Here is a 19,395-nt window from a genome sequence, read left to right as displayed (position 1 = left end):
TGGCCCCGCATTTTTCTCAGGCTGCGCCGGCCGGGACGATCACGTCGTGTTCCGGCTGGTCGGCGTGCAGGCGCATCACCAGATCGGCACGGCGGGTGAGCACCAGGCGCTGGTTGATGTAGCCCTTGTCGGTGATCTCGCCGGCGTCGATGGACGGCGGTTCGACCAGCAGCATCGCCCGCGCCGCGTAGCCGGACGAGCCGCCACCTTCCTTCTTGAGCCGGGCCAGGCCACGCGCCACCATCGCGCGCACCGAGGGCTGGTGGAGGAGCTCCTCGACCGAGGCCTCCGCCGGCAGGTTGGACGACAGCTTTCGCAGCTCCGGGATATTGGGGAAGATCAAAAAGCCGATCTCGTCGCGGTCGTGGCCGGTGACGACGATGTCCTGGGCCACCGGCACCAGCGCGTCGAGGGCCTTCATGCGCAGGCTGCCCACGTGCACCCAGGTGCCGGTGACGAGCTTGAAGTCCTCGCCCACCCGGCCGTCGAAGAGCAGGCCCTTCTGGGGGTGCTGCCGGTCGAGGAACTCGACCGCGTCGCCGATCTGGTAGAAGCCCTCCTCGTCGAAAGCCGCCTCGGAGAGCTCGGGCAGCTTCCAGTAGCCGGGCATCACGTTGGGGCCGCGCACGCGCACCTCGAGCTTGTCGGCCGACGGCACCAGCTTGAGCTCGGTGCCGGGGATCGGGATGCCGATCACGCCGGAGCGGTCGGGCGCAAAGTGGCTGTCGGTGCACAGCGGCGCCGTCTCGGTGGAACCCCAGCCGGACACCAGCGGCACCCGCACGCCGATGGTCTCGACCGACAGGCGGCCCAGCTCTTCGTACAAGTGCTGGGGCAGCGCGGCGGCGGCGTAGAAGATCACCTGCAGGTTCTTGAAGAAGGCCTGGCGCAGCGCTTCGTCCTCGTGCAGCGCCGAGACCAGCATGTCGAAGCCCCGCGGCACGTTGAGGTACACCGTGGGCGAGACCTCCTTGATGTTCTTCAGGCTGGTCTCGAAGGCGCCGGGGGCCGGCTTGCCGGCATCGAGGTACATCGTGCCGCCGTTGCGCAGCACCATGTTGAAGTTGTGGTTGCTGCCGAAGGTGTGGCTCCACGGCAGCCAGTCCACGATCACCGGCGGGGTGCGTTCGAGGAAGGGCCAGATCTGCGCCTTGGCCTGCTGGTTGGAGCAGATCATGTGCTGGGTGTTGATGACCGCCTTCGGCGCGCCCACCGAACCGGACGTGAACAAGAACTTGGCGATGGTGTTGCCATCCACCCGGGCGTAGGCCGCATCGACTGCTGCGGCGTCGGTGCGGGCGAGCAGCTCGGAAAAGGGCACGCAGCCCTCGCCCGGGCCGCCCGCCGTGCCGGTGACCACCACCCCGTCATGCAGCGGCGCGATGGCCGCCAGCGCCGGCGCGAAGCGGGCGTGGTGCTCGACGAAGATCACGCCCGGCGTGATGTGGCTGATGTTGCTCTTCAGCTTGGCGAAATCCTTGGAGACCAGCGAATAGGCCTGGGAGATCGCCGACACCGGCACGCCCACATGCATCGCCGCCAGCATCAGGATGGCGTGCTCGATGCTGTTGTCGGACAGCACCACCACCGGCCGCTCGGCCGACAGGCGCTGGCCGAGCAGCCAGGAGCCCACCGCGCGGACGCGGGCCAGGGCTTCGGCGTAGCTGAGCTTCACCCACTCGCCGCCAGCGCCGCGCTCGGCCAGGAAGGTGCGCTCCGGCGCCGCGGTGGCCCAGCGCTCGAGGTGCTGGCCGAGCTTTTTGGGCACCGCGCCCAGGGCCATCGGCGAGCGCAGCACGCGGCTGCCGTCGGGCCGATGGTCCACCTGCACGGTGGCCGGCGCGAAGAGCTGCAGGGGGTCGCGAATGATCGCAGTCATGGCGGCCTCCCTCACTTGCCGGACAGCACTTTCCACTCGCCGCCCTGCACCCGCACCAGCACGCGGGCGCGCTCGTCGAGGCCGAAGTGGTCGTTGGCGCTCATGTTGAAGACGCCGTGGGCGCCAGCCACCTCGCGCTCGGCCTCGAGGGCGTCGCGCAGGCCCTTGCGGAAGGCCGGGGTGCCCGGCTTGCCGGCCTTGAGGGCGGTGGGCACGGCTTTTTCGATCAGCTTGTAGGCATCGAAGGCATAGGCGCCGAAGGACGACACGCTGCCCGGGCCGTACTTGGCTTCGTAGAGCTTGATGTATTCCAGCGCCGGCTTCTTGGAGGGGTGCGAATCGGGCAGCTGGGCCGCCACGGCCACCGGGCCGATCGGCAGGATGCCGCCCTCGACGGCCTTGCCGCCGACCTTCAGGAACTCTTTGTTGGCCGCCGCGTGGGTCTGGTAGATCTGGCCCTTGAAGCCGCGCTCGAAGAGCGTCGAGTGGGGCAGCGCCGCCGGAGTGCCGGAGCCGGCGACCATCACCGCGTCGGGCTTGGCCGCCACCAGCTTGAGCACCTGGCCGCTCACCGAGGTGTCGGTGCGGTTGTAGCGCTCGACGGCGATCAGCTTGATGCCGGCGGCTTCGGTGGCGGCGGTGATCTGCTTGAGCCAGTCTTCGCCGTAGGGGTCGGAGAAGCCGATGAAGCCGAGGGTCTTCACGCCGGTTTCCTTCATGTGGCCGACCAGCGCCTTGGCCATCAGCGAGTTGTGCTGGGGCGCGCGGAAAACCCAGGTGTTCTTGGCGGCCGGCAGGTCGACAGGGCACATCGCCACCTGGGGCGTCTGGGTCTCGTTGGCCACTTCGGCGATCGCCGCGCAGGCCGGGGTGCTCGACGAGCCGACCAGCACATCCACCTTGTCTTCGGTGATCAGCTTGCGGGCGTTCTTGGTGGCCTGGCCGGGGTCGGTGGCGTCGTCGAGCACGATGTAGTTGATCTTCTCGCCGCCGATGCTGGTGGGCAGGATCGCGAAGGTGTTCTTTTCGGGGATGCCGAGGGATGCCGCCGGGCCGGTGGCCGAGACGGACACGCCGATGTTGATGTCGGCCTGGGCGGCGCCCGTGGCGGCCAGCAGAACCAGGGTGGAAAGCACGCGTTGCTTGTTCATTTTTGTCTCCTCCGGTGGGACGTCGTCCCGGTTGGGTCCCGGTTTGTTGGCCCGGGTTCGGTATCAGATATGAGATTTCTAACCGCGAACAAAATATACTTTATAATAATCACACAACGCAAGAGATCTTATCTGATACTCACGGAGGAGACGATGTCCAACTACCAAGCCCCCCTGCGCGACATGCGCTTCGTCATTCATGAGCTGGTCGAGAGCGGCCCGATCTGCGCCCTGCCCGGCTACGCCGACTGCGACGCCGGGCTGATCGACGCGGTGCTCGAAGAAGCCGCGCGCTTCGCCGGCGACGTGCTGTCGCCCCTCAACCCGGTGGGCGACCGGGACGGTGCGCGCTGGCTGGCCGGCACCGACGGAAAGGGCGAAGTGCGCACCGCCGCCGGCTTCGCCGACGCCTATACACAATTTGCCGAGGGCGGCTGGATGGCCCTGCCCTGCCCGCCCGACTACGGCGGCCAGGGCCTGCCGCGCCTGCTGGCGGTGGCGGTGAGCGAGATGTGGAAATCCGCCAACCTGTCCTTCTCCCACGTCATCACCCTCACCCACGGCGCCATCGAGGCGCTGCTGATCGCCGGCTCCGACGCGCTCAGGGCCACCTGGCTGCCCCGGCTGGTGTCGGGCGAATGGACCGGCACGATGAACATCACCGAGCCCCAGGCCGGCTCCGACCTGGCCGCCATCGCCTGCCGCGCCGTGCCCCAGGCCGACGGCAGCTACCGCATCAGCGGCCAGAAGATCTTCATCACCTACGGCGACCACGACATGGCCGCCAACATCGCCCACCTGGTGCTGGCCCGCACGCCGGACGCGCCGGCCGGGGTCAAGGGCCTGTCGCTGTTCCTGGTGCCCAAGTTCATCCTCGACGAAAACGGCAACCCGGGCGCGCACAACGACGTGTATTGCACCTCCATCGAGCACAAGCTCGGCGTGCATGGCAGCCCCACTACCACCCTGGTGCACGGCGACCACGGCGGCTCCACCGGCTACCTCATCGGGCAGCTCGGCCGCGGGCTGGAGATCATGTTCGTGATGATGAACTCGGCGCGCCTGTCGGTGGGCACCGAGGGCCTCGGCGTCGCCCAGCGGGCCTGGCAGCTCGCCTCGGAATACGCGAAGGACCGCGTCCAGGGCACCGACGTGAGCCAGAAGAGCGGCGAGCGCGTCGCCATCGTGCGCCACCCGGACGTGCGCCGCCTGCTGATGACCCAGCGCAGCCACACCGAGGCGATCCGCGCCCTCGCCTACACCATCGCCGCGCTGCAGGACATCGCCCACCAGTCGCCCGACGCCGCCGCCCGCGATGCCGCCCACCGCCGCGTCGAGCTGCTGACCCCGGTGCTGAAGGGCTGGAGCACCGAAAGCGCGGTCGAGCTCACCTCGATGGCGATCCAGATCTTTGGCGGCATGGGCTTCGTCGAGGAGACCGGCATCTCGCAATACATGCGCGACGCCCGCATCACGCCGATCTACGAAGGCACCACCGCCATCCAGGCCGCCGACCTCGCCGGCCGCAAGATCGCCCGCGACGGCGGCCAGGTGCTCGTCGGCCTGATCCAGGAGATGCGGGCGGACCGCAACCGCCTGGCCGGGCCCAACAACCCGCAGCTGCAAGCCATCGCCGCCCACCTGGGCGAGAGCCTCGACCACCTGGAGACCGCCACCGGCGCGCTGCTGGAGAAGATGAACCGGCAACCCGCCGCCGGCCTGCTGGTGGCCGAGCCCTACCTCAAGCTGCTGGCCACCGTGGTCGGCGGCTGGCTGATGGGCAAGGCCGCCCGCCTCGCCAGCCAGGCCATCGAAGGCGGCAGCAGCGACCCCTTCTACCGCCACAAGCTCGCCTCGGCCCGCTTTTACGCCGACCACCTCCTGCCCAGGAGCGCCGGGCTGGTGGTGACGGTGCAGGCCGACAACAGCACGCTGCTGGGGTTGGAGGACGAGGCGTTCTGAGCTCTGCCAGCTCGCACACACCGCCCAAATGCTGGCCCGGGCGGTGTGGCAGGCGCGGGAGCAGTCCGACACGCCCAGGTGCGCTCATCCACGCTTCGCAGAACCACGGCGGCACAATGCTCGAAACGCTGTCGAAGACAGAACGCGTGGCGTGAGACAAGAGGCTATTTGCGAGCGGGCGGACAGCTGACAAGCGCCCTCGCCTGGCCAGCCCTCGGCAGCGAACGAGGAGGGTCAAGGCAAGGGTGGCAGATCGGCATCATTGAGAGCGCCACATCAGGCCGACAAGCGGCCACCCAATCCCATCAATCGGATTGCCGGCTTCCGGTAGCCGAGGCCCCAAGCTCCACGCCCAGCCCTCACCCCCGACCAGCCGCCCCGCTCCCCTCGACGATCTTGTCCACCACCTCGTCCACCGTCAGCGGCGTGGTGTCGATGGCCAGCGGTGCCATGTGGCCGAGGTGTTCGCGGGCGGCCAGGGTGTTGCGGATGTTCTCCATCGCCTCGCGGTAATGGCTGGGGGTGGCGATGCGGGCGTCGTGCTGCTCCATCACCCGGCGGAAATGCACCTCCGGGTCGGCGCGCAGCCACACGGTGTAGAAGGCGCCGAGGAGCAGCTGATAGGTTTGCGGCTCGACGACGATGCCGCCGCCGGTGGCGAGCACCACCTCGGGCTGCGAGACGGCCAGCTCTTCGAGGCAGCGCTTCTCGAGCTTGCGGTAGCCGGCCTGGCCGTAGAGGGTGATGATCTCCTGCACGCTGAGGCCGGCCTCGCGCTCGATCTGCTCGTTGAGCTCGACGAAGGGCCGCCCGAGGCGGACCGCCAGCGCCTTGCCCACGGTGCTCTTGCCGGCGCCGCGCAGGCCGATGAGGGCGATGCGCTGGCTGCGGGCCGAGGCCGCCGACTGAAACTCGGAGAACAGCGTCTCGCGGATGTCGGTGAGCCGGGCCGCCGGCTGCTGGCGCAGGAACTCGACGATCAGGGCCAAATCGCCCGACAGCAGCTCGTTTTCGGAGAACAGGTTGGCGAGGGGCTGATTGAGGGCCCGCGCCACCTTGCCGAGCACCACCACCGAGACATTGCCCTGGGAGCTCTCGAGGCGCGCCAGGTGCGGCAGCGAGACGCCCGACTGCTCGGCCAGGTTCTTGCGCGTCATGCCGCGCTGGCTGCGGAAGAGGCGGATGTTGCGCGCCAGGGTGGCGAGCAGGCGGGCCGACTCTTCGTCGAGGCCCGCCGCCGCTAAGTTTTGTTGCTCGTCCTGCGCCGCTGTCACGCTGTGGCCTGTCGTGTCTGAAAAGTGCGGCATTTTAGCGCCCCGCGCGCCATATCCCAATGCGGGGCAGCGGCCCGGCTTGATCGCGGGCAAGCCGGGCCGGCATTTCAGGTGGACAGCATGGCCTGGTGCTTGCTGCCGAGGCCCAGGTAGGCTTCGACCACCCGCGGGTCGTCGGCGAGCTCGCGCGCCGGGCCTTGCATGGCCACCGCGCCCATCTCGAGCACGTAGGCGTAATCGGCCACCTGCAGCGCGGCGCGGGCGTTCTGCTCGACCAGCAGGATCGAAACACCGCGGTCGCGCAGCCCGCTGATGATGCGGAAGATCTCGCGCACGATCAGCGGCGCGAGGCCGAGGCTCGGCTCGTCGAGCATCAGCAGCTTGGGCTTGCCCATCAGCGCACGGCCGATGGCGAGCATCTGGCGCTCGCCGCCCGACATGGTGGCCGCCGCCTGGCTGCGCCGCTCGGCGAGCCGCGGGAACAGCGCGAAGACCTCCTCCATCGTCTGCGCCTGGTCGCGGTGGCCCTTGCGGAAGCGCTGGAAGGCGCCCAGCAGCAGGTTGTCCTCGACGCTCATCTCGCCGAACAGGTCGCGCTTCTCGGGCACCAGCGCGAGGCCCTGGATGACCCGCTTCTCCACGTTGGCCGCGCGCTGCACGTGGCCGTCGAAGTCGATGTGCCCGCTGGACGGCAGCAGCCCCATGATCGCCGCCAGGCTGGTCGTCTTGCCGGCGCCGTTGGGGCCGATCACCGTGACGATCTGCCCGGCGCCCACCTCAAGGCTGATGTTGTGGATCGCCTCGACCTTGCCGTAGTTCACCCGCAAGTCCTGCACCTTCAGCAACGCGCTCATTCCACACCTCCCAGGTAAGCCGCCAGCACCCGCTCGTCCTGCTGGATCTCCTCCGGCAGCCCTTCGGCGATCTTCTGGCCGAACTCCATCACCACGATGCGATCCACCAGCCCCATCACGAAGTCCATGTCGTGCTCGACCAGCAGGATCGCCACGCCTTCGGCCTTGAGCTTTTTCAGCAGCTCGGCGAGGGCTTCCTTTTCTTTGAAGCGCAGGCCGGCGGCCGGCTCGTCGAGGAGCAGCAGCGACGGGTCGGCGGCCAGGGCGCGGGCGATCTCGATGATGCGCTGCTGCCCGAGGGCCAGCGAGCCGGCCTCGTCGTGCATATGGGCCTCCAGCCCGACCCGGCGGATCTGCCGCGCGGCTTCGGCGAGCAGGCGCTCTTCCTCCGGGCGCTCCATCCGCCAGGCCGACGGAAACACCCCGCCGCTGCCGCGCAGGTGGGTGCCGATGGCCACGTTCTCGAGCACGCTCATCTTCGGCAACAGGCGCACATGCTGGAAGCTGCGGCTCATGCCGAGGCGGGCGATCTCGCGGGAGTCGCGGCCGGTCACCACCTGGCCGGCAAACACGATCTCGCCGGAGGTGGGCGTATCGACGCCGGAGATCTGGTTGAACATGGTGCTCTTGCCGGCGCCGTTGGGGCCGATCAGGGCCAGGATCTCGCCGGCCTTCATGCTGAAGTTCATGTCCTTGTTGGCCACCAGACCGCCAAAGCGCCGGGTCACGTCCTTCACCTCGAGGATCACCTCGCCCCGCGCCGGCAGCGTACGCCGGGGCAGCGCCGCGGCGCCCTCGACAACCACCTTGGGCTCGGCCTTCACCCGGAACAGGCGCAGCAGCGCCGGCCACATGCCTTCGCGGGCACGGTGCAGGATGAGCAGCAGGAGCAGCCCGAACACGATGATTTCGAAGTTGCCGGCGTGGCCAAACAGCCGCGGCAGCCAATCCTGCAGCCACTGGTTGAGCAGCGTCACCAGGCCCGCGCCGATCACCGCGCCCCACACGTAGCCGGCGCCGCCGACCACCGCCATGAACAGATACTCGATGCCGTGGTGCAGCCCGAAGGGCGACGGGTTAACCAGCCGCTGCATGTGGGCATACAGCCAGCCGGCGGCGCAGGCGTGCAACGCGGCGATCACGAAGATCACGATGCGCGAGCGGGACGTATCCACGCCCATCGCCTCGGCCATCACCACGCCGCCCTTCAGCGCGCGGATCGCCCGCCCCTCGCGGGAATCGAGCAGGTTGTGGGTGGTGACCACCGCCGCCAGCACGAAGGCCCAGATCAGGTAATAAATCTCGCCGCCTTCGTCGAAGCTGAAGCTGCCGATGGTGATCGGCGGCAGGCCCGAGATGCCGCTCTGGGCGCCCAGGAAGTCCAGCGTGCCGAACAGGAAATACAGGCTGATGCCCCAGGCGATGGTGCCCAGCGGCAGGTAATGGCCTGACAGCTTGAGCGTCAGCGAGCCGAGCAACAGCGCGATCAGGCCGGTGATCACCAGCCCCGCCACCAGCGCCAGCCACGGCGACGCGCCGGCCCAGGCGATCCAGCCCGGCAAGCTCGTCGAGGTGGTGAGCACCGCGGTGGTGTAGGCCCCGACGCCGACGAAGGCAGCCTGGCCGAAGGAAGTGAGCCCGCCGACGCCGGTGAGCAGCACCAGGCCCACGGCCACCAGCGCCGAGATCCCGATATAGTTGAGCAGGGTGACGTAATACGGCGGCAGCAGCGCCGGCACGGCGGCCAGCACAAGCACCAGCACGAACAACTGGACGATGCGTTTCATTCTTCATCCTCCACGTGATGACTGTTGAAGGAGCGCCACAGGAGCACCGGGATGATCAGCGTGAACACCAGCACCTCTTTAAAGGCGCTGGCCCAGAACGACGAGAACGATTCCAGCAGCCCCACCAGCACCGCCCCGGCCGCCGCCAGCGGGTAGCTCGCCAGCCCGCCGATGATCGCCGCGACGAAGCCCTTCAGCCCGATCAGGAAACCCGTGTCGTAGTAGATGGTGGTGATCGGCCCGATCAGCACCCCGGAGAACACCCCCAGCAACGCCGCCAGCAGAAAGGTGAGCTTGCCGGCGACCACCGGCGAGATCCCCATCAGCTTGGCGCCAGAGGGGTTCACCGAGGTGGCCCGCAGCGCCTTGCCGTACAGGCTGCGCGTGAAGAAGGCCGCCAGCCCGACGATGAAGGCCAGCGAGCAGCCCACCACCCACAGCGTCTGGAGGTTGATCGACACCTCGCCGAAAGTGAGGCTGCCCTCCGAGAACGGCGCGGTGCGCACGCCCTCGGCACCAAAGAACACCAGCCCCAGCCCGGTGAGGATCAGATGCACCGCCACCGAGGCGATCAGCAGCACCAGCACGCTGGTCTCGGCGATCGGCTGGTAGGCGATGCGGTAGATCATCGGCCCGAGCGGCACCAGGATCGCCAGCGTCAGCAAAATCTGCAGCGCCATCGGCAGGCCGCCCGACTCCACCGCATGGAGCAGCGCCGCCAGCGCCAGCGGGTAGGCCAGGTTCCAGCCGAGCAGGCTGCCGAGGCCTTCGGTGTCCCGGTCACGCAGCCGGGCCAGGCCATCGACGACGGCCACGACGGCGCCCATCGCCACCAGCAGCCACACCGTCGCCGGCACCTTGCCCGCCTGCAGCATCGCCAGCGTGAGCGCCCCGAAGGCGACGAACTCGCCCTGGGGGATGAAGATCACCCGCGTGACCGAGAAGATCAGCACCAGGGCCAGCGCAAGCAGGGCGTAGATCGCCCCGCTGCTCACCCCGTCCTGACCGAGTATCAAAACGATTCCTGCGTCCAAAGCCGCCCCCTTTTTTTGTGACCATCCAGATGAGGCGCCGCCGGCATCGCGATCTATGCGTTGCTCTCTTTCGGGCACCCTCCTCCCATGAAAAGTATTTTATACGATATCTTTTTGTTAATGAAGATCTTTTTTGATATCCATCGGAACGCAAAAAATATCCGATATCTTCACCGGCCACCAAGACCACGTCAGCCGCCCGCCTCCTGCCCCCACCGGGCCCCGACAGATGCCTGCCGCGCCCGCCAACGCAGCGCACAAACGCCGGCCTCCAGTCACACCGAAAGTTGCCGTTGTTAAGGGCAATCCACACTTTGATGCGTTGCAGCAAAGTGATAGGCTTTCAATACGGGCTACCCCGTCATCACACGAGTCAGACCATGAGTGAAGTTGACCTGAAAAAATTCTTCCTCGAAGAAGTCCGCCTCTTCGAAAACTTCTCCGCCGACAAGGTCGACCTGATCGTCGCCCAGTCGCACCTGACGACGTTCGAAGGCAACGAGGCGATCCTCGAGACCGGCGACGAGAGCAAGTACATGGGCGTCCTGGTCAGCGGCCACGCAGAAATCTCGGTGACCGACAAGACCGGCACCCGCACCGTGATCAGCCAGCTCGCCACCGGCGACGTGTTCGGCGTGATGTCCACCCTCACCGGCGAGCGCATGTCCGCCGACGTGATCGCCGGCACCCGCTGCCTCGTGCTGCTGATGCCCTACGAGGTCTTCAGCGCCCATGTGCTGACCAACCCGAAGGCGGTCACCTACCTGTCGCGGCTGCTGCTCGACCGCATGCGCCACCTCGCCACCGACATCCTCAACGCCCAGACCGGCGGCCCGGCCAAGGCCGATGACCCCTACGCCCTGTCGCTGCACAGCGACACCCCGGGCAAGGTGCTGGCCCTCAACGTGGGCGTCAGCCAGATCCACTTCGGCATCTACGACACCCGCGACCTGGGCTCCGACGTGCACGGCATCATCGACACCTCCGATGCCGCCTCGGCCCACATCAAGGTGATGGTGGGCACCCAGAGCCGCACGCTGGTGCGCGATGCCTTCCCGCTCACCGAGCTGTTCCAGGTGATGCAGGAATCCACCCGTCTGCTGGGCGACGCCTTCGCCTTCCACCCCGAAGAAGTCACCGCGGTCGGCCACCGGGTCGTGCATGGCGGCAGCAAGTTCACCAGCTCGGTGGTGATCACCCCGCAGGTGATCGGCGAGATCGAAGCCCTGTCGGTGTTCGCCCCGCTGCATAACCCGGTGAACCTCGAAGGCATCCGGATCGCCATGCAGCGCCTGCCGAGCGTGCCCCACGTGGCCGTCTTCGACACCGCCTTCCACCAGACCCTGCCGCCCTACGCCTACCTCTACGGCCTGCCCTACGAGCTCTACAAGAACGAAGGCATCCGCCGCTACGGCTTCCACGGCAGCTCGCACCGCTACGTGTCGCTGAAGGCCGCCGAGGTGCTCAAGCGGCCGCTGGGCGAGCTCGAGATCGTCTCCTGCCACCTGGGCATCGGCGCCTCCCTGTGCGCCATCGACCACGGCCGCTCGGTCGACACCACCATGGGCATGACGCCCACCGACGGCCTGATCATGCCCAGCCGCTCCGGCAGCATCGACCCGGCGGTGATGATCCACCTGATGGAACACCACGGCATGAGCACCGAGGAGCTCTCCCGGCTGATCAACAGCGAGAGCGGCCTGAAGGGCATCTCCGGGATCTCCAGCGACATCCACGACATCGAGACCGCCGCCAACGAGGGCCACCACCGCGCCCTGCTCGCCCACAAGGCCTTCTGCTACCAGGTGCGCAAGAACATCGGCGCCTACGTGGCGGCGATGGGCGGCATCGACGTGCTGGCCTTCACCGGCGACATCGGCGAGACCAGCGCCACCGTGCGCAGCCTGGCCTGCCAGGGCCTCGGCTACATGGGCATCAAGCTCGACGAAGAGAAGAACCGCAACCTCGGCAAGATGGGCGACTGGGCGATCATCTCGGCCGACGACTCGCCGGTGACCATCCTCGTCATCGCCAACGACGACGAGCGTCTGGTGGCGTGGGAGGCCCTGCGCGCCATCGAGCGCAACGCCCTCATCATGGCCGTGCGCGAAGACCCGGCCGAGGCCTCGATCCCCATCGAGATCTCGGCCCACCACGTGCACCTGTCCCAGGCCGACGTGGAGAAGCTCTTCGGCCCCGGCCACCAGCTCACCCCCGAGCACGAGCTGTCGCAGCCCGGCCAGTTCGCCTGCGCCGAGAAGGTGCACCTGGTCGGCCCCAAGGGGCGAATCGCCAACGTCCGCGTGCTCGGCCCGACCCGCAAGGAAACCCAGGTCGAGATCGCCATGACCGAGCAGTTCAAGGTCGGCATCCAGCCGCCGATCCGCGAATCCGGCGACCTGGCCAACACCCCGGGGATCACCCTCGAAGGGCCCTTCGGCAGCACCACCATCGAGCGCGGCGTGATCTGCGCCCAGCGTCACATCCACATGACGCCCGAAGACGCGATGCGCTTCCATGTGCGCGACAAGTACATCGTGCGCGTGCGCGTCGAGGGCGAGCGCGAGCTGATCTTCGGCGACGTGGTGGTGCGCGTGAACCCGGCCTACCGGCTGGCCATGCACATCGACACCGACGAGGGCAACGCCGCCAACATCCGCACCGGCATGCTGGGTTACATCGAAGAGATCCAGTCGCGCCACTGAAAGGCGCGCATAAACCTGTAAAAAGGCCCGACCCCGCATTGCGGGGCCGGGCCTTTTTTATGGGCGGAGCCGGCGGGACGGGCTATTTGAAGCCGACCACCGCCATCTTGCGCCGCAAAAAGGCGATCTGGGTCTGCAGCGGCAGGCCCTTGGGGCAGACGTCGTGGCAGCCGAGCAGGCTCATGCAGCCGAACACACCGGTGTCGTCGCCGATCAGGTTGTAGAAATCCTCGTCGCTGCGTTCGTCTCGGGGGTCGAGCCGGAAGCGGGCGATCTTGTTGAGGCCGACCGCGCCGACGAAATCCTCGCGCATCCGCAGGGTGCCGCAGCCGGCCACGCAGCAGCCGCACTCGATGCAGCGGTCGAGTTCGTAGATGGCCTCGGCGAGCTCGGGCTCCATCGGCGCCTCTACGGCCGTGAGGGCCGGCGCCTGCTGGCGGTGGATCCAGGTCTCGAGGCGCTCGGCGGTGCCGCGCATCCACTTGCCGGTGTTCACCGAGAGGTCGCCGATCAGCTCGAAGACCGGCAGCGGCGCCAGCGTGATGGTGGCGCCGTGGTCTTTGGTGAGGGTGCGGCAGGCCAGCCCCGGGCGGCCGTCGATGAGCATCCCGCAGCTGCCGCAGATGCCGGCGCGGCAGACGAAGTCGAACTGCAGCGAGGGGTCGAGGTTCTGGCGGATCTCGTTGAGGGCGATGAAGAGGGTCATGCCTTCAGCCTCCTCGACGGCGAAATCCTGCCACTGGGGCTCGACATGGGCGCCGGGAGCGCTGCGCAGGATGCGCAGCGTGAGGCTGCGGGGCTTGCCGGGGGCGCTCATCAATGCCCTCCCCGCACGACGTTGCGCAGGCCATCCCAACCCTGGGCGTGGTGGCCAGGGGCGATGCTGATGCGCTTGCCCAGCTCGCGGACGAACATGGTGCACGGCACGCCGGGCTGGCCATTGATCAGCACGCTGCAGGTGTTGCAGGCGCCCGCGTGGCACACAAAGGCCTCGCCGAGGTGGGGCGGGAGCGCCTCACCCACCTGCTTCAGGGCGCACAGCAGGCTCATGCCCTCGGTCTCGAGGAGTTCAAATTCGTGTTGGGCTCCGCCTTCATCGGCGATCGCCAGGGTGAGGGTGCGGACGTGGGACAGCGGGGCGTTCACGGTGTGTCTCCCAGCCTTTCGTTGCGGCCCCGGAAGGGTTCCGGGACCAGGTGCTCGAAGGGCATCAGTGCCTGTTGCAAGGTATAACGGTCGGCGTGGCCGAAGGCTGACCGGATGGCGGCGATCTCGGCGGCGCGGGCCTCGGTGGCCGGGTGCGCGATGGCGTCCTTCGCGCCGTAGCCGCGCCAGCCGGGGGGCAGCTCCATGCGCGTGACGTCGAGGGGCTCGTAGGCCAGGGTCGGCAGGGTCTGGCCAGCGTCGGGCCAGCTGGCCAGGGTGCGCTTGAGCCAGTCGGCGTCGTTGCGCCGGGGGTGGTCTTCGCGGTAGTGGGCGCCGCGGCTCTCGGTGCGCTGGAGCGCGCCATGGGCCACACAGAGGGCGAGTTTCAACATCTTCTGCACCCGGTAGGCGGTGACCAGCTCCGGGTTGGCGCCGGGCCGTCGGGTTGCGATACCGATACTGCGGCTCCTGACGAGCAGTTGCTGCAGCTCCTCGACGGCGGATTCGAGCAGGTCGCCCTGGCGGAAGATGCCCACCTTGTCGGTCATGATCTCCTGCATGCGGGCCATCAGCGCCGCGGCGTTCTCGCTGCCGTCGCCGTGGAGGAGAGTGTCGATCCGGGCCTGCTCGCGTTCGAGGAACTCCCGCACGAGGGCGGTGGAAACCTGCAGGTCACCCGCGGAGGATTCCACGAAGTCGGCCATCGTCTCGCCGACGATCATGCCCGCCACCACGGTTTCCGCCACCGAATTGCCCCCCAGCCGGTTGAAACCATGGAGATCCCAGCAGGCCGCCTCGCCACAGGCGAACAGCCCGGCGAGCCGGGTGGACTGGCCGCCGGCGTCGGTGCGGATGCCGCCCATCGAATAATGCTGAGCCGGGCGCACCGGGATCAGGTCACGCGCGGGGTCGATGCCCAGGAAGTGCTGGCAGATCTCCTTCACCTCGCGCAGGCGGCCGTCGATGTGGGCCTTGCCGAGCAGGGTGATATCCAGCCACAGGTGCTCGCCAAATCGGCCCTTGACGCCATGGCCGGCGCGGATGTGCTCCTCCATGCGGCGCGACACCACATCGCGGGAGGCGAGCTCCTTTTTTTCGGGCTCGTAGTCGGGCATGAAGCGGTGGCCGGCGGCGTCGCGCAGCAGGCCGCCGTCGCCCCGGCAGCCCTCGGTGACGAGGATGCCGGCCGGCACGATGGTGGTCGGGTGAAACTGCACCGCCTCCATGTTGCCCAGTTCGGCCACACCGCTCTCGAGGACAATCGCCGCGCCGATGCCCTCGTTGATGACGGCGTTCGACGTGACCCGGTAGATCCGCCCGAAGCCGCCGGTGGCGATGCAGGTGGCGCGGGCGATGTAGGCCGACAGCTCACCGGTGACCAGGTTGCGCACGATGGCGCCGTGGCAGCGGCCCGCGTCGTGGATCAGCGCGATGGCCTCGCAACGCTCATGGACGGGGATGGATTCGGCCACCGCCTGGTCGCTCACCGCGTAGAGCATGGCGTGGCCGGTGCCGTCGGAGACAAAGCAGGTGCGCCACTTCTTGGTGCCGCCGAAGTCGCGGGCGGCGATCAGGCCGTGGGCCTCGGGCCGCTCGCAGAGGGTGACCCGCTGGCCGTCCATGACCACCTCATGCTCGCCGGCCTTGACCCGGTTCCAGGGCACGCCCCAGGCGGCCAGCTCGCGCACGGCCTGGGGTGCGGCATGGACGAAAAGCCGCGCCACCTCCTGATCGCATCCCCAGTCGGAGCCGCGCACGGTGTCTTCAAAGTGCACGTCCTCGTTGTCGCCAGCGCCCTTGGTGGTGTTGCCGAGGCTGGCCTGCATGCCGCCCTGGGCCGCCGCCGAGTGGGAGCGCTTGGGCGGCACCAGGCTGAGGATGATCACCTCGTGGCCGCGGCGCCGGGCGCCCACCGCCGCCCGCAAACCCGCCAGCCCGCCGCCGACCACCAGGACATCGGTGTAGATGATGCGCATGCTCAGCGCCCCCCCAGGCTGACCGCCGCCTGCACGCCGGATGCCGCCTCGCCCGGCGCAGCGCCCGGGACATACGGCTCGCCAGCCCGGTCGGCATGGGCGATGCCCAGCTGCACGTAGGCCAGCAGGGTCACCAGGCCGAGCCCCAGGAAGAACAGGCTGAAGCCGGTCTTCACGATGCGCAGGCGCCGCCGCCCGGCGGCCGGGTCGCGCCCCTCCAGCCAGCCCCACTTGAGGGCCAGGCGGTAGAGGCCGATGCTGCCATGCACCTCGACCATGAACAGCAAGACCAGATACAACGGCCACAGGGTCCCGGTCCAGATGCGGTCAGCGGATTCATAGGGGCCGATCGCCGCCGGCTGGGTGAGCATGCCGTAGAGATGCACGGTACCGAGGAAGAACAGCGCAAAGCCCGTCCACAGCTGGATCCACCACAGGCCGGTGTCGCCATGGCGCAGCTGGGCCTTGTGGGCGGCGAAAACCTTGTACTGGCGGAAGTTGGTGGGGAACTTGCGCATCGCCAGCCAGGCGTGGAGCACGAAGACCACCAGCACACCACCCACCACACACGACACGACCCACGGCTGCGGCGTGCCGAACAGCCAGCCGGCCTCGAAGAAGCGGGCGACGGTGTAGAAGGTGTCGTGGCTGATCAGGATCGACGACACGAAGAACATGTGCGCGACGAGAAACAGCGCCAGAAACAGGCCCGAGGCGCTTTGCAGCAGGTCGAGCCGCGCCGGCCAGCGGCTCTTGCGGGCCCGGGCCGGGCATACGCGCGCCGCGTGCGCTGCAGCGGCGGGCAGGCCGCGAGTGGACGCCTCGACGGGCGCCAGCGCCGCCGGATCGGCCAGCGCCTGATGTTCGAGAGAACGATTCATGATGAGAAGACCGCAGTAGTCGCCCCGGCTTGGGGCGCAAACCGGCCGAATTTTGGCTGCCTGGCGGAGAAACCCGCCCTTACAGCCCTCCGCCGATACGCCTTGTCTCCTCGCCGCTGGTTTGGACCAGCTTCTCTTTCAAGCAATGTAGCACAAAATTATTGCACCGCAGCATGACAAAAACCCCGCGGCCCCGCGCATCGCAGCAGGCGCCCACCGCCCGGGTTACACTGCAGCCCCCGCCCCCGAGCCCCCTCCTCATGCAGATCTGGATCGACGCCGACGCCTGTCCGGCGGTCATCAAGGACATCGTCTTTCGTGCCGCCGAACGCCTTGAAATCAGCACCACCCTGGTCGCCAACCGCATGTTGCGCACGCCGCCGTCGCGCTTCATCCGGGCTGTCCAGGTGCCGGCGGGCTTCGACGTGGCCGACCGGCACATCGTCGATCAGGTCGAGCCCGGCGATCTGGTGATCACCGCCGACATTCCGCTGGCCGCCGCGGTACTGGAACGCGACGCCCACGCCCTCAACCCGCGCGGCGAGATGTATTCGGCCGCCAACATCGCCGAGCGCCTGTCGATGCGCAATTTTCTGGAGGAGCTGCGGGGGAGCGGCGTGCAGACCGGCGGCCCGGCCGCCTTCAGCGCGGGCGACCGGCAGGCCTTCGGCGCCGCCCTCGACCGCTTTCTGGCCCGTCGCTCAGGCTGACGAGCCACCCGACGGGGTGAGCCGAGCCGGCCGGGCACAGCCGTCGTCGATGCCATCCAGCTCGATCTGGATGGTCGGGTGCTGGATGTGGAAGCGCTGCGCGAGGCCGTCGGCCAGCGCGACGACGAAGGCATCGCCCGGGTGGCCGGCCGGCATCACCAGGTGCGCGGTGAGGGCCACGTCCGACGTTCCCAGCGCCCAGACGTGGAGATCATGCACATCGACGACGCCCGGCTGGGCACTCAGCCAAGCGTGCACCTCGACGAGGTCGATGCCTTCCGGGACGCCATCGAAGGCCAGGTGCAAGGACTGCCGAAACAGGCCCCAGGTGCCAAGCACGATCACCACCGCGATCGCCAGGCTCACCAGCGGGTCGAGCCAGCCCCAGCCGAACTGCAGGTAAAGCAGGCCCGCGACGACCACCCCCAGCGACACCAGCGCGTCGCCCGCCATGTGCAGGAAGGCGCCGCGTACATTGAGGTCGGACTTGCGACCAGCCATGAACAGCATGGCGGTGAGCCCATTGACGAGCACGCCGACGGCCGCGACGACGATCACCGTCCAGCCGGCCACCGGCTCGGGCGCCTGCAGGCGCTGCACGGCCTCGACCGCCAGCACCCCCATCGCGAAGATCAGCAGCAGCGCATTGGCGAGGGCGGCAAGGATGGAGGCACGCATCCAGCCATAGGTGCGCCGGTGGGTCGGGCGCAGACCGCCGGCGAGGGCGGCGCCCCACGCGAGCACCAGCCCGGCCACGTCGGAGAGGTTATGCCCGGCATCGGCCAGCAGCGCCAGCGAGCCGGACAGCCAGCCATAGACGAGCTCGATGACGACGAAGCCCACGTTGAGGGCGATCCCCAGTGCGAAGGCCCGGTTCGAGGCCCCCGGCGCCGGGTGGTGATGGCTATGGCTATGGCTATGGCCGTGGGCGTGATCGTCGCAATGGACGTGGCTCATCGGCCGGGGAGCATCAGCTCGTCGAGCCCCTTGCGCAGGGAGCGGGAACGGGGCGTGTCCGACACTCCGACGCGGCAGAAGAAGGTGAGCCCCTGCCCGGGCCCGAAGCCGCCCAGGCGCTCGAACTCCTCGGCCAGCGCGAGACACCCCTGCGCGATCTCGGGCAGCGCCGAGAACGACTTGCCCTTGCGCGCATACCAGCGAAAGATCAGCGGCGTCATCTGGGGCTGCAGATGCAGGCCGACCGCGGCGGCCGTCAGCCACACCCGCTGCAGCGCGACGCCCCCGCGCACATGGGCCTCGATGCCCTCGGCGGGCACGTCGGCGCGGATCAGCACATGGGCGGCGCAGGCCCGCGCCGGGATGTAGTCGAGCTGGATGCGCGGGGCGATGGTGCCGAACAGGTAGGTGTTGAAGAACTTGACCCGCCCCCAGCTGGCCATCACCCACTCCATCAGCCGCGCGGTGCCGGCGTCGACGCCGACCGCCTCCTCGGGGATGCGGTCCTTGCTGAAGCGGGTGCGCCACTCGATGATTTCTTTGTGCACCGGATAGGCTTCGGGGCAGATCAGGCGCAGGTAGGCGCTGCGCCACAGGAAGCCCGTCACCGCCTTGCGTTCGGCGGAGGATTCGAAGAACTGGGCCGTGTAGCCCGGCCCGGGCGCCGCCGCCAGGGCCGCCCGCTGGGCCGGCGTGAGCGGCGTGGTGCGCATGGCGCGGCGCTGCACGACGCGAGACTCGATGAAGGGCAGCAGCGGGTCGGGGGTGAGGCCGGGCTGGGCCGCGAGGCGCACATCGAACACCGGTGCCGTTTCGGGCGAACCCGGCCGCAGGGCCCAGGTGGCAACGAGGCCCTCGCCGGTGGCGGCGATGCGCAGGGTCTCGAGCAGCGCGCCGTGGGCCATGTGGCTGGCGTGGCCGTTGAAATCGTAGAGACACCAGTCACGGGTATCGTTGCCGTGCACGACCAGGTGGTCGTCGCCCGCAATCTCGAAGCGCCAGGGCTGAGTGTTGTCGCCACTGGGAGCCCAGCGGGCCAGGTCGAGGATCTTGAGCAGGGTTTCGCGACTGGCCATGGT

15 protein-coding genes are annotated in these 19,395 nt (G+C 68.5%); 3 read left to right on the top strand and 12 right to left on the bottom strand.

The annotated features are described in order from the left end of the window. Positions 1–16: 16 nt before the first annotated feature. A complete protein-coding gene (locus ZRA01_RS08720) occupies positions 17–1,879 on the bottom strand; it encodes a feruloyl-CoA synthase (RefSeq protein ID WP_141351307.1) in 1,863 nt (620 codons plus the stop codon). A gap of 11 nt (positions 1,880–1,890) precedes the next feature. Then, positions 1,891–3,030 (bottom strand): ABC transporter substrate-binding protein, encoded by a 1,140-nt coding sequence (locus ZRA01_RS08715; protein ID WP_141351305.1) that lies wholly within the window; start codon positions 3,028–3,030, stop codon positions 1,891–1,893. Between the two features lie 153 nt (positions 3,031–3,183). On the opposite strand from ZRA01_RS08715, the gene ZRA01_RS08710 reads away from it, so the two are divergent. Then, positions 3,184–4,992, top strand: coding sequence for an acyl-CoA dehydrogenase (locus ZRA01_RS08710; RefSeq protein WP_141351303.1), 1,809 nt, complete (start codon positions 3,184–3,186; stop codon positions 4,990–4,992). Positions 4,993–5,351: 359 nt separating this feature from the next. Here the strand turns inward: ZRA01_RS08710 and ZRA01_RS08705 are convergent, their stop codons facing one another. The 4 genes from ZRA01_RS08705 to ZRA01_RS08690 all read right to left on the bottom strand — a co-directional run bounded on the left by ZRA01_RS08705 (position 5,352) and on the right by ZRA01_RS08690 (position 9,941). Further along, a complete protein-coding gene (locus ZRA01_RS08705; RefSeq protein WP_218028685.1) occupies positions 5,352–6,266 on the bottom strand; it encodes a helix-turn-helix transcriptional regulator in 915 nt (304 codons plus the stop codon). Positions 6,267–6,373: 107 nt separating this feature from the next. Then, entirely contained in the window at positions 6,374–7,120 is a 747-nt protein-coding gene (locus ZRA01_RS08700) for an ABC transporter ATP-binding protein (RefSeq protein WP_141351299.1), read from the bottom strand. Then, the gene (locus ZRA01_RS08695) at positions 7,117–8,907 is read right to left on the bottom strand and encodes a branched-chain amino acid ABC transporter ATP-binding protein/permease (RefSeq protein ID WP_141351298.1); all 1,791 of its coding nucleotides are present in this window, start codon (positions 8,905–8,907) and stop codon (positions 7,117–7,119) included. The genes ZRA01_RS08700 and ZRA01_RS08695 overlap by 4 nt, the downstream gene beginning before the upstream one ends. After that, complete coding sequence (locus ZRA01_RS08690; RefSeq protein WP_141351296.1) at positions 8,904–9,941, bottom strand: branched-chain amino acid ABC transporter permease; 1,038 nt, start codon at positions 9,939–9,941, stop codon at positions 8,904–8,906. Before ZRA01_RS08690 ends, ZRA01_RS08695 begins: the two co-directional genes overlap by 4 nt. Positions 9,942–10,321: 380 nt before the next feature. Between ZRA01_RS08690 and ZRA01_RS08685 the strand changes: the two genes are divergently transcribed. Beyond that, positions 10,322–12,646 (top strand): acetate/propionate family kinase, encoded by a 2,325-nt coding sequence (locus tag ZRA01_RS08685; protein ID WP_141351294.1) that lies wholly within the window; start codon positions 10,322–10,324, stop codon positions 12,644–12,646. A gap of 82 nt (positions 12,647–12,728) precedes the next feature. Here ZRA01_RS08685 and ZRA01_RS08680 read toward each other — a convergent pair whose 3' ends face one another. Genes ZRA01_RS08680 through ZRA01_RS08665 form a run of 4 tightly spaced genes read right to left on the bottom strand, consistent with a single transcriptional unit; the run spans position 12,729 to position 16,649 of the window. After that, positions 12,729–13,463 carry a fumarate reductase iron-sulfur subunit gene (locus tag ZRA01_RS08680; protein WP_141351292.1) on the bottom strand — a complete coding sequence of 245 codons (735 nt, stop codon included), beginning with the start codon at positions 13,461–13,463 and terminating at the stop codon, positions 12,729–12,731. Beyond that, positions 13,463–13,792, bottom strand: coding sequence for a 2Fe-2S iron-sulfur cluster-binding protein (locus ZRA01_RS08675; protein WP_141351291.1), 330 nt, complete (start codon positions 13,790–13,792; stop codon positions 13,463–13,465). Before ZRA01_RS08675 ends, ZRA01_RS08680 begins: the two co-directional genes overlap by 1 nt. Continuing rightward, positions 13,789–15,768, bottom strand: coding sequence for a fumarate reductase flavoprotein subunit (locus tag ZRA01_RS08670; protein ID WP_141351290.1), 1,980 nt, complete (start codon positions 15,766–15,768; stop codon positions 13,789–13,791). The genes ZRA01_RS08675 and ZRA01_RS08670 overlap by 4 nt, the downstream gene beginning before the upstream one ends. 2 nt (positions 15,769–15,770) lie before the next feature. Then, positions 15,771–16,649 carry a fumarate reductase cytochrome b subunit gene (locus tag ZRA01_RS08665; protein ID WP_141351289.1) on the bottom strand — a complete coding sequence of 293 codons (879 nt, stop codon included), beginning with the start codon at positions 16,647–16,649 and terminating at the stop codon, positions 15,771–15,773. Positions 16,650–16,909: 260 nt separating this feature from the next. Here ZRA01_RS08665 and ZRA01_RS08660 point away from each other — a divergent pair, with 260 nt between their 5' ends. Next, complete coding sequence (locus tag ZRA01_RS08660) at positions 16,910–17,359, top strand: YaiI/YqxD family protein (protein ID WP_141351288.1); 450 nt, start codon at positions 16,910–16,912, stop codon at positions 17,357–17,359. Here the strand turns inward: ZRA01_RS08660 and ZRA01_RS08655 are convergent. After that, on the bottom strand, positions 17,351–18,316 hold the full coding sequence (locus ZRA01_RS08655; protein WP_141351287.1) for a cation diffusion facilitator family transporter: 966 nt from the start codon (positions 18,314–18,316) through the stop codon (positions 17,351–17,353). The genes ZRA01_RS08660 and ZRA01_RS08655 overlap by 9 nt on opposite strands. Beyond that, positions 18,313–19,392 (bottom strand): nitroreductase family protein, encoded by a 1,080-nt coding sequence (locus ZRA01_RS08650; RefSeq protein ID WP_141351286.1) that lies wholly within the window; start codon positions 19,390–19,392, stop codon positions 18,313–18,315. Before ZRA01_RS08650 ends, ZRA01_RS08655 begins: the two co-directional genes overlap by 4 nt. Positions 19,393–19,395: the final 3 nt, after the last annotated feature.

Origin of the sequence: Zoogloea ramigera, assembly GCF_006539865.1 — a bacterium.
GTDB lineage: Bacteria > Pseudomonadota > Gammaproteobacteria > Burkholderiales > Rhodocyclaceae > Zoogloea > Zoogloea ramigera.
This window is presented reverse-complemented; position numbering and strand designations above follow the sequence as displayed.

What these genes read in the sequence shown, in the direction of transcription:
- ZRA01_RS08720 (WP_141351307.1), bottom strand. Translation starts at nt 1,879, where the DNA reads ATGACTGCGATCATTCGCGACCCCCTGCAGCTCTTCGCGCCGGCCACC.
- ZRA01_RS08715 (WP_141351305.1), bottom strand. Translation starts at nt 3,030, where the DNA reads ATGAACAAGCAACGCGTGCTTTCCACCCTGGTTCTGCTGGCCGCCACG.
- ZRA01_RS08710 (WP_141351303.1), top strand. Translation starts at nt 3,184, where the DNA reads ATGTCCAACTACCAAGCCCCCCTGCGCGACATGCGCTTCGTCATTCAT.
- ZRA01_RS08700 (WP_141351299.1), bottom strand. Translation starts at nt 7,120, where the DNA reads ATGAGCGCGTTGCTGAAGGTGCAGGACTTGCGGGTGAACTACGGCAAG.
- ZRA01_RS08695 (WP_141351298.1), bottom strand. Translation starts at nt 8,907, where the DNA reads ATGAAACGCATCGTCCAGTTGTTCGTGCTGGTGCTTGTGCTGGCCGCC.
- ZRA01_RS08685 (WP_141351294.1), top strand. Translation starts at nt 10,322, where the DNA reads ATGAGTGAAGTTGACCTGAAAAAATTCTTCCTCGAAGAAGTCCGCCTC.
- ZRA01_RS08680 (WP_141351292.1), bottom strand. Translation starts at nt 13,463, where the DNA reads ATGAGCGCCCCCGGCAAGCCCCGCAGCCTCACGCTGCGCATCCTGCGC.
- ZRA01_RS08670 (WP_141351290.1), bottom strand. Translation starts at nt 15,768, where the DNA reads ATGCGCATCATCTACACCGATGTCCTGGTGGTCGGCGGCGGGCTGGCG.
- ZRA01_RS08665 (WP_141351289.1), bottom strand. Translation starts at nt 16,649, where the DNA reads ATGAATCGTTCTCTCGAACATCAGGCGCTGGCCGATCCGGCGGCGCTG.
- ZRA01_RS08660 (WP_141351288.1), top strand. Translation starts at nt 16,910, where the DNA reads ATGCAGATCTGGATCGACGCCGACGCCTGTCCGGCGGTCATCAAGGAC.
- ZRA01_RS08655 (WP_141351287.1), bottom strand. Translation starts at nt 18,316, where the DNA reads ATGAGCCACGTCCATTGCGACGATCACGCCCACGGCCATAGCCATAGC.
- ZRA01_RS08650 (WP_141351286.1), bottom strand. Translation starts at nt 19,392, where the DNA reads ATGGCCAGTCGCGAAACCCTGCTCAAGATCCTCGACCTGGCCCGCTGG.